Here is a 14,249-nt window from a genome sequence, read left to right as displayed (position 1 = left end):
AAAAATGATAGGAGTGGAATAAATGAATTTTTCAGAGCTGGAAACATTTGAAGAAAAGTTAGAGCTAATGAGGACTCTGTCAAAACAGTTCTTATTGAGGGCTCATCAAGTGGATATAGAAGGAGGCTTTCCCTTTAGTAATATTCAAGACCTTAAAAATACAGGCTATACTTCCTTAACTGTACCTGCAAAATTTGGAGGGCAGCAAATCTCACTTTATCAATTGATTCGACTCCAAGAAATGATTGCAGAAGGTGATGGCGCCACCGCTCTGTCAATAGGATGGCATATGGGGATTATTATGAATCTTCATGAGAAACAAAGCTGGAACGAGTCCCTTTATCAGTTCCTATGCCAACAGGTAAGAAAAGGCTCGTTGATAAATAGTGCGCAAACAGAGCCAAGAACTGGAAGTCCTACTCGGGGAGGAAGACCCGAAACTTCAACTAAAAAAAGAGGCCAAGACTGGTTGATTAATGGAAGGAAAACATTTACGACCATGGCACCGGTACTCGATTATATTATTGTGAGTGCCACTATCGATGAAACCAATGAAGCAGCAAATTTTTTGATTCCACGCGAAACAAAGGGAATACAAATAGTAGAAACATGGGATAGCATTGCCTTAAGAGGAACAGGAAGTCATGATTTAATTCTTGAAAATGTGGTTGTCCCTGATGAGTATCTTGTGGAAAGACTTAATGCCGTTGGCAAGAAAGCAAATGGATGGCTCCTTCACATTCCAGCCTGCTACCTAGGAATTGCCAAAGCTGCACAAAGATATGCCATTCAATTTGCAAAGGAATATTCTCCTAATAGTATTCAGGGGACAATTATTGATTTGCCAAATGTAACACAAAAAATTGGGGAAATGGAATTGCAATTAATCCAGGCAGAATATTTATTGTATGGGGCTGCAAAAGAATGGGATGATTCCAATGAGAATGATAGAGAAAAAATGGCACATGTTTTAGGAGCAGTTAAGTTAACTGTAACCAATACCGCAATTTCTGTTGTTGATTTGGCAATGAGAATTGTCGGCGCTAAAAGCCTGTCGTTACAGAACCCATTACAACGATATTATCGCGATGTGCGAGCTGGTCTGCATAACCCTCCAATGGATGATATGACCATTCAACTTTTGGCAAAGAAAAGTATAGCAGAAAATAAATAAATCAAAATTATAATAAACAAGAGAAAATATAATTAAAGGCAGGAATCTTTCCTGCCTTTAATTATGGGGCAGAAAATAACCATCTCTTCATTAAAAAGATGGTTTAACTAATTAATCTTCTGCAAGTTCATTAATTTCAACAATGGTTCGTTCTTCCAACGGGCCGCGCAAATGAACGGTTGCCGTTCTTCCATCTTCGTTTAACTGATCAATCCATACCGAAGTCCCATTGTATTTCACTTCTATATCTGCTGATGAGGATAATATTTGTTTTACACGGTTAACATCCATTTTTTTCACTCCTAAGAAATTTATTAAAGATAAACATTTTCAAAGATATCCACTCTAATTGCTGAAATGCTTTTCTTCTATAATTATTTATATTTGACTAATTAATCCGGATAAAAATGAATTTGTACACCATTAATAGTTCCCGGTTCGTTTAAATCTTCAAGATTTTGAAGGTAATTCGCCAGTTCCATTTGCATCTCCACTGGTGCCCCCTCTTTTAAATGCCAATTTCCAGGTTCCTCCACAAAAAAAGGACTCTTCGTAAAATCAGGTCTAATTCTGGGCATGAGATCACCTCCCTATTCAATTATTTCTCTTTCCAATGTGGTTAGGCTGTCCAATTATCTATTAATTATTCGGAACCAAATCAGGAAAAGATAAGTCTAAATTCATATTGCATGGCACCTTATTCAGGTTTAAGATATGTAAAATAACAAACCAGTTAGTTGACAATATAGGCATTGATACCGGTTGTCCTCATGCGATGAAAAAATTTATGAAACTAATTCATACCCCAATCCGTCTTATATATTTGAGGTGTGAAATAGTCATGTCCCATAAATACCTGACATAAAATAGAAGGTGTATTTTTGATAATTGATCAGGTCAAATTGTTACGGGATTTGACGAATTTTATAAAATAATGACGTAAATTATTGCTGGAGATCCAACCTAAAAAGGCATATTTATGTTTTTATTTTTAAAAGAAATGTGATATAGTAATTGAGGTTCGTTTACCGAGGCTTAATTGGTAAGTGAGAGGAGAATTTAGAAATGAATAAATTTAGACTACCTAAAAAATTAAACAATAGTCATATTACATTCTTCGTAATTGCCGTTGTATTATTCTGGATTAAAACATATGCGGCATATCAAATTGAATTCAATCTTGGAATAGATAATAACTTACAGAAATTTTTGTTACTGATAAATCCATTAAGTTCTGCACTATTCTTTTTTGGATTGGCGTTACTTTTTAAGAAACGGACAAAGTTAGCTATCATTATCATAAATTTCCTATTATCATTCTTATTGTATGCCAATATTGCGTATTATCGCTTTTTTAATGACTTTATTACAGTACCCGTGTTAATGCAGACAAAAACAAACGCTGGACAGTTGGGCGACAGTGCTCTTTCTTTAATGTCCCCATTTGATATTTTTTATTTTGTCGATATGTTTATTTTGATTGCTCTTGCATTAACTGTTTTTAAACAAGTTAAGGTAACGAACAAGAAGGCATTTAAAATTGTCTTATTGTTTTCTATTACAACATTTTTATTTAACCTTGGTTTAGCCGAAAAGGATCGTCCACAATTACTATCACGTTCCTTTGACCGAAATTATCTCGTTAAATATCTCGGGGCGTATAACTTTACCATTTATGATGTCATTCAAAACATAAAATCATCTAGTCAGCGAGCATTGGCTGATTCAAGTGATATCACAGAGGTAGAGAATTACCGTAAAGCAAATTATGCAGCACCAAATAAAGATTACTTTGGTAAAGCCAAAGGCATGAATGTCATTTACATCTCAATGGAATCATTACAAAACTTTATAATTAATTATAAAATGCCTAATGGCCAAGAAGTTACACCATTTTTAAATTCGTTGGCGCGTGATAATAATACATTCTATTTTGATAATTTCTACCATCAGACAGGGCAGGGGAAAACATCTGATGCTGAATTTTTAATGGAAAATTCTTTATATCCGATGGCACAAGGTGCAGTGTTTGTAAATAAAGCACAAAACACGTATCATGCCATGCCTTCTGTTTTAAAAGGTCAAGGATATAGTTCTGCCGTGTTACATGGTAACTATAAAACGTTCTGGAACAGGAACGTGATCTATAAAGCGTTTGGCTACGATCAATTTTTTGATGCAGAATACTATAACATGTCTGATGAAAATACAAAAAACTATGGGATGAAGGATAAACCATTCTTTAAAGAATCCATTCCTTTACTCGAAAGTTTAAAACAACCATTTTATACAAAGTTTATTTCATTGTCCAATCATTTTCCATTTGAGATGGACCCTCAGGATACAGATTTTCCAGCAGGGGATTATGGGGATACGGTTGTGAATCAATATTTTCAATCAGCACACTATATGGACCAGGCTTTTGAACAGTTCTTTAATGATTTAAAAGCGAATGGTATGTATGACAATACGATCATTGTCATGTATGGTGACCATTACGGTATTTCGGAAAACCATAACGAAGCAATGGCCAAGGTATTAGGGGTAGAGGAAATCACACCTGCGATCAATGCTAAGCTGCAGCGTGTCCCATTATTTATCCACGTACCAGGCGTAAAAGGTGGAATACAGCATCAAGTTGGCGGGGAAGTGGACGTTCGTCCAACCGTGCTTCACCTTCTAGGTATTGATACAAAGGATTACATGGAATTTGGTTCTGATCTATTATCACAACAACATCGTAATTGGGCTTTATTTAGAAATGGTGATTTTGTATCGTCTGATGTTATTCAAATAAAAGATAAATGCTACTCCGATGCCACAGGCGAGTTAATGGGAAATACAGAAGCATGTAAGGCAATTTCAGAGAAAGTTAACACGGAATTGCAAATGTCTGATGAAATAGTTTATAAAGACTTATTACGTTTCTATAAGCCGGCAGGATATACCCCAATTAATCCTAACAACTATGATTATTTGGGCCCAAAAGCTACCCAGACAAAAACATCTGAAAATAATTAACCAAGAGAGAAGATCATTTCTTCTCTCTTTTTTTATAATATAAGAATTTATAAGTTTTTACTTCGAGAAATGTCCAGCTCCAGCGCCCTAGCGGCTAGTGTCCTTCGCTCTCCGCCCTACGATAAGTCAACATCGAATCGCCTCCGGCTCTTCCGTGTTTCCTTTATCTCAGTTGGAGCTCTCCAGGCCATACGCCGCTGACCAGGGCGCTTCCGCTTTTCTTCGGAATAGCCAATCTGGACAGGTTAGCATATAATAAATGAAATATATTTCATTTTATGTTAGGAGAGGGACCCCATGAGAGACGTAACCTTACTAGATATATTTGAACATCATATTGCCCAAAAATATTTGAACCGTTCCGGTCTTGCCCATGCGATTGCAGTTGCGTATCATGCCTTTCATTTAGGAAAAGAACATCAATTGGATGTGGATATTGCTGCGAAAGCTGGATTACTTCACGACATGGGTCACTATACATGGTATAAAAATGGAAAATGGGATTACGACTTGTACAAGAGAAATGATATTCATCCAATAAAAGGGGCGGAGCGTGCCCACAAACTCTTAATTAGACTTGGTGAAAATCCTATTAAAGCAAAGACGATTGCTCTTGCCATACTATTTCATACGGACTCCTTTTTGCCTACGAATGATATTGAGAGGACACCTTTACAGCAAATAGTGAAATGGGCAGATGAAAAAGATGAAGAAGAGGGTGGAATGCATCATTATCGGACCATCGATTATGAACGGGCAAAGCAAAGTATTATTCGCTTGGATGAATGGATTGAGAAGGAAAATGTTTAGTAAAGTAAAAGGGCTGTGCTTAATTAGCACAGCCCTTTTCTTTATTCTCGTTTAAAGCCTTCTTCTCTTAAAAACTCTTCTGCTTCTCCGTATGTATCAAAGCTTGCATCAAGGTTTAACCCAAAATATATATTCCAGGCGTCGTTTTCATTAACTAAGATTAGATGATTGTTCTCACTATCAACCCACCGCTCTTCGTTCGAATCTCCAATAATGGCATCCTCAAACTCTGTTTTTTCTATAGGAGATAAGGATTGAATAGCTTCTTTTAATAATCCACGTAATTGATTGGCGGAAAAATCGCGGATATTGACCATCCCTTTTTCGTCTGTTTCATAATTTTCTAAATGTCCTGCGTAAACAAAGCCGTTTCCATTTGGGTGTAAATGATAAACAATATTTTTCTTATCGGATATACTTTCAAGGAACTGGAAATTAATACGTCCGAGGGAAACATTTTTTCTTTCTAATTCTGGAAAAGCTTCGATTATAGCTAGTTTTTCATCAAATGTAAGCATAGGATCCTCCAATTGTTCTCACTAGAAAGCGAGTTTTCGTATAATATCAGAATGTATAAGTTTTGTCTTCGAGAATTGTCTAGCTTCAGCGCCCTAGCGGCTAATGTCCTTCGCTCTCCGCCCTACGATAAGTCAACATCGAATCGCTAACGCTCTTCGTGTTTCCTTTATCTCAGTTGGAGCGCTCCAGGCCATTCGCCGCTGACCAGGGCGCTTGCGCTTTTCTTTATCATACATATATTTATCCTAAAGGTAAAATAGATTATTTATTGTGCCAATAATAAGTATTGAAAATTCGATAAATTAGTGTAAAATTACACCATAGGAGAAAATTGGATGAAGCTAATAAAGGTTAAAAAATCCTTAATACGGAGGAGAAGTATGATGGAACCTCACATAAGGGAAACAAAAAGGAGAATTTTCAGGGAGGAGCTTTATACATTACGAGAAAAAGGGTATTTAGCGGATGCAATTGTTGAAACAGTGGCTAAAGCACACCATCAATATCACTTAGATTTAATAGAAGGGGAGACAGCAGTTCCAGAGCCAATTGAAGCCTTGTCTCATATTTCAAAACCTGTACCAGCCAAACCACCAAAAGTGAAGAAAACACTTACGGTTGAACAAGTTCGTGAGAGGAACATTACTTGGTCCTTAAATATTGGAGTAATCTTCTTATTAATTGGGGGATTATTTGTAGCTACAAGTAATTGGGAATCCATGACAAGCATAATGAAAAGTGGTTCGATTGCAATTGTATCCTTACTATTTTACGGTATAGCCTTACTAACGAAAAAAGTACTACATATCGATAAAACTGCCTTTGCTTTTACGGTATTAGGAAGCCTATTTCTGCCTATTTTTATTCTTTCACTAGGATGGTTTGGACTTTTAGGGGATTATTTATCAATTTCTGGAAAAGGTCGATATTTTCTAGGGATGATGGGGAGCTTTCTTCCGCTTATTATTTATTTCCTGTTTGCTAGTAAATTAAGCTCAAGACTTTTTGTTTGGTTTATTTATGTGTCACTTTCTGCTGGAGCGGCCTTTTTCTTGGCGGGCATTAACCTAAAAATTGATTTCTTTTACTCGGGTATGGTGGTATTTAATACATTACTCATTTGGGGATATCAACGGGTAAAGAGTAGGGACTCATTCAAATTGTTTACAAGAGAATTTGTTCCCTTTATCCAAGTAAACCTCGTTTTATCTACACTTTTTATGCTTTTTATTTATGACAACGAGCTTCTATACAGTGTTAACCTCTTGTTGACTGCTGTCATTTATTTAGCGATGATGTATGTAAGCGGAAGAAAAGAATATCATTTTGTCTTTACGCTAATGCTTGTTTATGGAGCCTACCAACTGATCGAGCATAGCTTTCTCGAGTATTTTGCTGAAATTGTCTACGTATTAATAGCATTTGGGCTCCTTTTCGTGCCCAAAACATTGGACGATAGATTTTCTTTAAATAAAGTTTTTCAATATACCAGCGCAGTGATATCAGGCTTCGCTTTTATCTATATTAGTCTAGAAGGAATAATGGTGCGGGCCGGAAATCCCTCAATCGTGTTACTGATCGCCTATTTTATCATTGCAGCCAATTTTATTTACTTATCCTATAGGGGTCCAAGACGATTATTTCCGTATTTAAGTTCACTATTTCTAGCATCAGGAATATACGAGGCAATCGCTTTAATTAATCTCCTATTTGAGGAAAATAATTTTTCATTAACGTTATCCATTACAGGTTTTATCCTGGTTAGTTTCTTTGGCTATTCTCACTTTATAAAGTATCTTAAAATTATTCAAACTGCAGCTAAGAACCTTGGATTAGCTATAATGGGGCTTGCTATAATGGGAGCACTTGTGTTTTCTTCGTGGTGGGAATTAGGTGTCATGTTTTTGCTGGCAGCTGTAGCAGCTTATATAATGCATAAGCTGGAAGAGCGAATTCTATTAAAGGAATTAGCTTTATGGATTTTACCACCTGCACTTGGCCTTGCAGTAGTGGCCTTTGGTGAAGAGATAAATGCTAATTCACTTTCATATTATTTGGATTATGGTAATACCATTAATTTTGCAGCTGGGGCAGCTTTTGTTTTATTATCCAGTTTTGGTTGGAAAAAGGCAGCTGAAAAGGAATTTGCCAGAATTTCTTTGTATACCTCACAAATCCTTTATACGCTTTCCATTATCCAAGCATTGCTAAGCTCGTCTAATCTACTTTTGGTTCAACCCATCATTTTGGTCATTGGAATAGGGATGTATTACTATTTGTATAATAAGATTGGAACAAAGTGGGTGCCATTTTTTATTAGTATCACAGTAGTCATTACTTATTTTTCCATCATTCATACAATTGGTCAGGAATATCCTTTTAATGGTTTCGTGAATTCATTTATCGCTCCTGCATGCACTGTCATGCTGCTAATCATTGCGTATATTTTCAGAAATAGGGATTCGAACTTATCAGCGGCATTTGCCTGGGTAGGACATACCATCTTCCCCATTTCGCTTGCCTATACGTTCTTAGCTTTTAATCACATATATGCTATCTATAGCTTCAGCTTGGCCATCTTGATTTACGCATTAAGCACCCACTTTGTTGAGGAAGAATGGAAAATAAAAGTATTTCTTTACGGTTGTTTTACTTCTTTATTTTTTGTGGTGTCAACAGGTGTGGAGACGATCAGTGTTCAAAAGATTGAATCCTATAACTTTCCGATTACTAGTGGGTTAATTCTAATTTTTGCTCTCCTTGCTAAAGAAGATTTTAAAAAACGAACAGCCTATTATTTAGTGCCATTTTCAATGATTGGATTAGCATCTTTTCTCATGATTTACCCATTTGGCTGGGCACAATATATTATCACTTGGGCCTACACGATAGGAATCTTGAGCTATTTGTTAAAGATTAAATGGGATGTCCTGGGCATTATTCCATTATTGTTAGCTTTCTTAGCAACAGTGGAATTCTCTTATTTAAGCGAGTTGACAGGTATTGAAAAAATGATTTTATCTGGTTGTATAGGGTTTGTCCTGCTTATGATTGGACAGAGGGCATACAAAAAGTTGATCGACCAGGGAAAAAGGCTTCAAGAAATAAAACTTGACGGATATACAGTAGTATCCTTTATGTACTTTTTCTTTATGTACTTTCTTGAAACTCAACAGCTTTGGACACACGTTCTGCCAGGTACACTGATTGCCGTTTCCTTGTGGCTGCAAAGAAAAAGAGTGCCAAGCAATGCCTCCGTCTTTATTTCAATTGTAGGAGGGGCTTATCTTTTGGAGCCCTATTTTTCCACTGTAAACGAATTAAATATTCCAACATTATGGGAGAGGGAAGTGCAGGTACTTCCATTTATCGTATTGGTTATTTTCCTCCGTTTAAGTTTAAAAGAACGATATACAGATATTACGAGAGCCATACAATGGGGAGTATTAATAATTGTATCACTGATGTTAATACAAGATGGATTGGCGAGCAATACCATTTATGATGCTATTATTTTAGGCTCACTCTCGCTAGTGTCCATGATGGCGGGGATGTTCTTCCAAATAAAATCATACTTTTTTGTAGGGGCAGGTATATTGTTATTAAATGTATTTTTGCAAACTAGACCCTATTGGGGGAACATGCCTTGGTGGGTATATTTATTAATTGCAGGGCTCATTTTAATAACAGTTGCAAGCTTTAATGAATGGAATAAGCAAAAAGTGCAAAAGGGTGAAACCACCTTTCTGGGAGTCTTTAAAGTAAAATTAATCGAAAAATTAAAGAAGTGGGATTAACTCATGATGTACATCATAAAATCCGGACCAAGTTTTAACTTTCTATAAACCGGCTTAAACCTTAACATATTGTAAAATATCATAAAGTCTGTTATAATAGTGTTAACTTAATAATTTGTGTTTTTGGAGGAGCCTGTCACCAAGGGAGTAGTATACCCTTTGGTAACAGGCTTTTTTGTTTTTTGCAAAGAGTCTGTTTATAAGAAAACAGACTCTTTTTATTTTTACTAAAGGACAGGTGATTAGATGGAATTAATTTTTGAGTTAGCCATTATTTTATTTGCCTCTAAAATTGCAGGGGACATTAGTGTAAAGTTGGGCCAGCCCGCGGTTCTTGGGAAACTGCTGGTTGGAATTATTTTAGGACCGGCAGTATTTGGGCTCGTCTCCGAAACACAGACATTGGAAGACCTAAGCCAAATTGGTGTCATTTTGTTAATGTTTATTGCTGGTTTGGAAACTGATGTAGATGAATTTAAACGCTCTTGGAAAGCTTCAACCTTTGTGGGTGTTAGTGGAATTATCGTTCCGCTATTGGTAGGTTATATAGCAGGCATCATGATGAGTATGTCCACTTTTGAAGCCATTTTTTTAGGATTATTATTATCAGCAACTAGTGTAAGTATTTCTGTTCAAGCCCTTAAAGAATTGAATAAACTGCAATCCAAAGAGGGAACAGCCATCTTAGGAGCGGCTGTTATTGATGATGTCCTTGTCATTATTGCCTTAGCCTTTTTAATGAGTATGGCAGGTGGAGATGTAAACTTAGGTATGGTCTTAATTAAGAAGGTAGTCTTTTTCGGAGGTGCTATTTTAGCAGCTTGGAAGCTAGTACCATGGATGTTGAAGAAGTTTGCTCCTCTAAAGGTAACAGAATCGATTATAACGGGCGCATTAATCATTTGCTTTCTATTTGCCTACGCGGCTGAGTTAACGGGTGTTGCTGCTATTATTGGGGCTTACATTGCTGGTATTGCCATTAGTTTAACGAATTTTAAACATGAAGTAACTAAAAAGGTAGAAACAATTGGATATACACTGTTCGTACCAGTTTTCTTTACTTCAATCGGTCTCAAGGTCAGCTTTGAAGGTATTTCAGATCATTTAGTTCTAATTTTGGGCCTTAGTATCCTAGCTATTTTAACAAAATTAGTGGGAGCAGCTGGCGGCGCTAAATTAGCGAATTTTCCTTGGAGAAATTCCCTCGGAATTGGAGCTGCGATGGTTTCAAGAGGAGAGGTAGCTTTAATTATTGCCAGCATTGGTTTAGAGGCCAAGTTAATCACACAAACATTATTCGCTATATTAGTAATAGTTGTACTTGTCACGACGATTGTTACACCGCCTTTGATGAAATATTTTTTTACAGAAAGCAATAAACAGAAAAAAATGAAACATACTGCATAATAAAATTTGAATTAAGACGGTTTCCCTGGATACCTATATCAGATCAGATTGACAGACCGGCGGCGTATATCCAAATTTAAAATTTATCTAAATGACCCCCATGATTTCCTAACGTTAGTCGAATCATTTTGTAACAAATAAATTTCGATTCTTTTTAGGAGGTTAGAGATGGGAAACGTACTAATTGATATCGACAAATTACTAGAAGCCACTTCAGATCTAACATCTGAGAAAAACAACTACAAAGTAAAAAAAGTAGAGATTGACTTGTTACTTGAAGATACCCGTAATTGGTAAGACATATATGTGTTTCATCCACACGTAATTTAATATATTTATGCTTAAATGTCTTCTAACAAATTAGAAGGCATTTTTTCTTGGTCTAAATGAAAATTAAAATTGCAAATACACCATTCTCAATGTCCTTTCTATCAGTCCTAAAAAAATTATTTTCGTATCGAAAATTATGCTGCTTTAAAGCGAAAAAATATTTTTGGTTTTTCTATTGCTTTTACGTAAAAAAGATACTAGAATAATTTTTAATATAAAAAATTATTTGAAATTTCACAAAAGGGATAACAAGGGGGATTTATGTTATGAAAAGAAAGGTACAAGCTCTTTCAGTTGCATTAGCAGGTATGTTGCTGCTAGCAGGTTGTGGCAGCAAAGAATCTGCAGGAGGTTCAGAAAAAGGTGGAGCAGATAAGGAATTCAAGGTTGGTATTACACAGTTTGCTCCGCACCCATCCTTGGATGCAGCTACAGAAGGCTTTAAAAAGGCATTAAAGGACAAGGGCATTAAAGTCAAATACGATGAACAAAATGCTCAGGCAGATATGAATAACACCCAAACGATTGCTAATAATTTTGTTGGTGACAAGGTGGATTTAATTTTTGCCAATGCTACGCCAAGCGCAACAGCTGCCTTGAATGCAACAAAGGAAATTCCAATTATCTTTACATCCGTAACAGACCCAGTGGGAGCTGGATTTGTTGAAGCCTTTGATAAACCTGGGAAAAATATTACCGGAACAACCGATAACCATCCGGAAGCAACGAAAAAAACGATTAGCTTTATTACGGACGAAGTGAAAGCGAAAAATATCGGTGTCATCTATAATTCTGGTGAACAAAATTCAGTTGTTCAAGTTCAAGAAGTGAAGAAAATCGCTGAAGAGAAAGGTGCTAAGCTTGTAGAGGTTTCCGTATCAACTACTGCTGAAGTAAAGCAAGCTGCTGAGTCATTAGTGGGACGTGTTGATGCAATCTATATCCCAACTGACAATACAGTTGTTACAGCCCTTGATTCAGTTATTTCTGTTGCAAACAGCAAAAAAATCCCACTTTTTGTTGGAGAATTGGATTCAATGAAAAAAGGGGCAGTAGCCGCAAGTGGTTTTAGTTATTTTGATTTAGGCTATCAATCTGGATTAATGGCTGCCGATATATTAAGTGGAAAGAAAAAGACATCAGACATCCCAGTTGAGCTTCCAAACAGTTTAAAGCTTGTCATTAATACGAAGGCGGCAGAGGCTCAGGGATTAAAAGTAAATGAGGATTGGAAGAAGCTTGGAGAATTTTATGAAGAAAAATAATAACTGACAACTAAGGAGGAGACCTTTTTAAAGGTTAACTCCTTCATTCTTACATACATTTATAAGTAAGACTATGTGTGTTTTTAAAGTATGCCAAATGACATTAAGAAAGGATGATCTCAATGTTTACAGCCATATTTGGATCATTTGAAGCAGGTATCATCTATGCGATTATGGCTCTGGGTGTGTACCTTTCCTTTCGTATTCTGGATTTCCCGGATTTAACGGTAGATGGAAGTTTTGTTACAGGAGCAGCCATTTCGGCAGTTATGATAGCGAATGGAGTAAACCCGTTTTTTGCTACGGTTGTGGCCTTATTTGCCGGTTTTGCGGCCGGATGTATGACAGGACTTCTTCATACATTTGGAAAAATTAACAACTTACTCTCTGGAATCTTAATGATGATTGCTCTTTATTCTATTAATTTAAGAATTATGGGACGTTCAAATATTCCCTTATTAAATACTGATACTGCCTTTACAAAAATCAGTGACATTTTTGAAAAAAGCGGAATTGACGCATTTTTTAATAACATCTTGTCGATGGTTGGACTCGGTGATAGTCTGCCGGAAACATGGGGTATTCTTATTTTTATGATTTTTATTACTTTTGTGATTAAGTTTCTTACCGACTTATTTTTACAAACGGAAATTGGGCTTGCAGTTAGAGCAACTGGGGATAATAAGCGGATGATTCGCAGCCTTTCGGCCAATACAAACCTCCTTGTCGTTCTTGGCCTGGGCCTATCTAATGCTTTGGTCGCATTCTCTGGCGCTCTTATTGCTCAGCAGGGTGGATTTGCAGATGTAGGAATGGGAATAGGTATGATCGTAATAGGCTTAGCCTCTGTCATTATTGGTGAAGCCCTTTTTGGTACAAAAACGATTGCTAGAACAACACTTGCCGTTATTGGCGGTTCGATTATCTACAGAATTGTGGTTACCTTAGCTCTTCGGGTTGAATTTCTGGATCCAGGTGATATGAAGTTAATTACAGCCATTATTGTTATTGCAGCACTCACAGCACCAAAAATCATCGATGGCTCGAAGGAGAAAAAACGAAAGGCCAGAAGAAGAGTTGAAAGAATGAATATAAACCAAGCATCTGCCCAGGGGAAGGGGGATCATCATGCTGCACTTAAATCAGATTCATAAAATTTTTAATGAGGGGACACCTGATGAAAAAATTGCGATTGACCATGTGAACCTCGTTCTTAAACCTGGGGATTTTGTAACAGTGATCGGTAGTAACGGGGCTGGAAAATCGACATTAATGAATATCATTTCAGGTGTATTAATTCCTGATGTAGGAAATGTTCAGATTGGTGGAAAAGATGTTACCACTATGTCAGAGTTTAATCGGTCAAAAATGATTGGACGCGTTTTCCAGGATCCGATGGCAGGTACTGCTCCAAGTATGACAATTGAGGAAAATCTCGCGATGGCTTATTCTCGGAACAGAACGAGGACACTAAGGAAGGGTGTAACTAAAAAGAGGCGAGAATATTTCCGTGAAGTACTGGAAACATTGCATCTCGGCTTAGAAAACCGACTCAGTGCAAAGGTGGGCTTACTATCTGGTGGGGAACGCCAAGCCCTATCATTGTTAATGGCTACTTTTACGGAACCTTCTATTCTTCTCCTTGATGAACATACCGCTGCTTTAGACCCTTCTAGGGCAGAGCTAATTACGAATTTGACAAAAGAAATTGTCAGTAAATATAACCTTACCACATTAATGGTTACCCATAATATGCAACAAGCGATTGATCTTGGTAATCGATTAATTATGATGGATAAGGGTCAAGTCATTTTAGAGGTAAACGAGGAAAATAAACAAAACCTAACGATTGAAAGCTTATTAAGTGAATTTAAAAGAATTCGTGGTGTTCAGATGGCGAGTGACAGAGCTATTCTGTCATAAACG

12 protein-coding genes are annotated in these 14,249 nt (G+C 36.7%); 9 read left to right on the top strand and 3 right to left on the bottom strand.

Annotated elements, in window-relative coordinates:
- The first annotated feature begins 22 nt into the window (after positions 1-22).
- Positions 23-1,174, top strand: a complete 1,152-nt coding sequence (locus AC3ANL_RS16020; protein WP_488325415.1) for an acyl-CoA dehydrogenase family protein — start codon at positions 23-25, stop codon at positions 1,172-1,174.
- 111 nt (positions 1,175-1,285) lie between these two features.
- Here the strand turns inward: AC3ANL_RS16020 and AC3ANL_RS16015 are convergent, their stop codons facing one another.
- Positions 1,286-1,465 carry a small, acid-soluble spore protein, H family gene (locus AC3ANL_RS16015; RefSeq protein ID WP_488325414.1) on the bottom strand — a complete coding sequence of 60 codons (180 nt, stop codon included), beginning with the start codon at positions 1,463-1,465 and terminating at the stop codon, positions 1,286-1,288.
- A gap of 101 nt (positions 1,466-1,566) precedes the next feature.
- Positions 1,567-1,752 carry a hypothetical protein gene (locus AC3ANL_RS16010; RefSeq protein ID WP_488325413.1) on the bottom strand — a complete coding sequence of 62 codons (186 nt, stop codon included), beginning with the start codon at positions 1,750-1,752 and terminating at the stop codon, positions 1,567-1,569.
- 487 nt (positions 1,753-2,239) lie between these two features.
- On the opposite strand from AC3ANL_RS16010, the gene ltaS reads away from it, so the two are divergent.
- On the top strand, positions 2,240-4,195 hold the full coding sequence (ltaS, locus tag AC3ANL_RS16005; RefSeq protein WP_488325412.1) for a lipoteichoic acid synthase: 1,956 nt from the start codon (positions 2,240-2,242) through the stop codon (positions 4,193-4,195).
- A 297-nt stretch (positions 4,196-4,492) separates the two neighbouring features.
- The gene (locus tag AC3ANL_RS16000; RefSeq protein ID WP_488325411.1) at positions 4,493-5,005 is read left to right on the top strand and encodes an HD domain-containing protein; all 513 of its coding nucleotides are present in this window, start codon (positions 4,493-4,495) and stop codon (positions 5,003-5,005) included.
- A 41-nt stretch (positions 5,006-5,046) separates the two neighbouring features.
- Here the strand turns inward: AC3ANL_RS16000 and AC3ANL_RS15995 are convergent, their stop codons facing one another.
- Positions 5,047-5,523: a hypothetical protein gene (locus AC3ANL_RS15995; RefSeq protein ID WP_488325410.1), complete on the bottom strand. Its 477-nt coding sequence runs from the start codon at positions 5,521-5,523 to the stop codon at positions 5,047-5,049.
- Positions 5,524-5,859: 336 nt separating this feature from the next.
- On the opposite strand from AC3ANL_RS15995, the gene AC3ANL_RS15990 reads away from it, so the two are divergent.
- From AC3ANL_RS15990 to AC3ANL_RS15965, 6 genes are all read left to right on the top strand, one after another.
- Entirely contained in the window at positions 5,860-9,321 is a 3,462-nt protein-coding gene (locus tag AC3ANL_RS15990) for a hypothetical protein (RefSeq protein WP_488325409.1), read from the top strand.
- Between the two features lie 246 nt (positions 9,322-9,567).
- Complete coding sequence (locus tag AC3ANL_RS15985; protein ID WP_488325408.1) at positions 9,568-10,728, top strand: cation:proton antiporter; 1,161 nt, start codon at positions 9,568-9,570, stop codon at positions 10,726-10,728.
- 168 nt (positions 10,729-10,896) lie between these two features.
- On the top strand, positions 10,897-11,025 hold the full coding sequence (locus AC3ANL_RS15980; protein WP_488325407.1) for a hypothetical protein: 129 nt from the start codon (positions 10,897-10,899) through the stop codon (positions 11,023-11,025).
- Positions 11,026-11,324: 299 nt separating this feature from the next.
- Complete coding sequence (locus AC3ANL_RS15975; RefSeq protein ID WP_488325406.1) at positions 11,325-12,323, top strand: ABC transporter substrate-binding protein; 999 nt, start codon at positions 11,325-11,327, stop codon at positions 12,321-12,323.
- A gap of 122 nt (positions 12,324-12,445) precedes the next feature.
- A complete protein-coding gene (locus AC3ANL_RS15970; RefSeq protein ID WP_488325405.1) occupies positions 12,446-13,477 on the top strand; it encodes an ABC transporter permease in 1,032 nt (343 codons plus the stop codon).
- Positions 13,452-14,246, top strand: a complete 795-nt coding sequence (locus AC3ANL_RS15965; RefSeq protein WP_488325404.1) for an ABC transporter ATP-binding protein — start codon at positions 13,452-13,454, stop codon at positions 14,244-14,246. Before AC3ANL_RS15970 ends, AC3ANL_RS15965 begins: the two co-directional genes overlap by 26 nt.
- The last annotated feature ends 3 nt before the right edge of the window (positions 14,247-14,249 follow it).

It is taken from the genome of Neobacillus sp. DHD-1R (genome assembly GCF_057747995.1).
This window is presented reverse-complemented; position numbering and strand designations above follow the sequence as displayed.

Bases quoted from the DNA above. Each gene is read 5' to 3' on its own strand.
- AC3ANL_RS15980 (WP_488325407.1), top strand. From the start codon at position 10,897: ATGGGAAACGTACTAATTGATATCGACAAATTACTAGAAGCCACTTCA.
- ltaS (WP_488325412.1), top strand. From the start codon at position 2,240: ATGAATAAATTTAGACTACCTAAAAAATTAAACAATAGTCATATTACA.
- AC3ANL_RS16015 (WP_488325414.1), bottom strand. From the start codon at position 1,465: ATGGATGTTAACCGTGTAAAACAAATATTATCCTCATCAGCAGATATA.
- AC3ANL_RS15995 (WP_488325410.1), bottom strand. From the start codon at position 5,523: ATGCTTACATTTGATGAAAAACTAGCTATAATCGAAGCTTTTCCAGAA.
- AC3ANL_RS15970 (WP_488325405.1), top strand. From the start codon at position 12,446: ATGTTTACAGCCATATTTGGATCATTTGAAGCAGGTATCATCTATGCG.
- AC3ANL_RS15990 (WP_488325409.1), top strand. From the start codon at position 5,860: ATGAAGCTAATAAAGGTTAAAAAATCCTTAATACGGAGGAGAAGTATG.
- AC3ANL_RS16000 (WP_488325411.1), top strand. From the start codon at position 4,493: ATGAGAGACGTAACCTTACTAGATATATTTGAACATCATATTGCCCAA.
- AC3ANL_RS15975 (WP_488325406.1), top strand. From the start codon at position 11,325: ATGAAAAGAAAGGTACAAGCTCTTTCAGTTGCATTAGCAGGTATGTTG.
- AC3ANL_RS16020 (WP_488325415.1), top strand. From the start codon at position 23: ATGAATTTTTCAGAGCTGGAAACATTTGAAGAAAAGTTAGAGCTAATG.
- AC3ANL_RS16010 (WP_488325413.1), bottom strand. From the start codon at position 1,752: ATGCCCAGAATTAGACCTGATTTTACGAAGAGTCCTTTTTTTGTGGAG.
- AC3ANL_RS15985 (WP_488325408.1), top strand. From the start codon at position 9,568: ATGGAATTAATTTTTGAGTTAGCCATTATTTTATTTGCCTCTAAAATT.
- AC3ANL_RS15965 (WP_488325404.1), top strand. From the start codon at position 13,452: ATGCTGCACTTAAATCAGATTCATAAAATTTTTAATGAGGGGACACCT.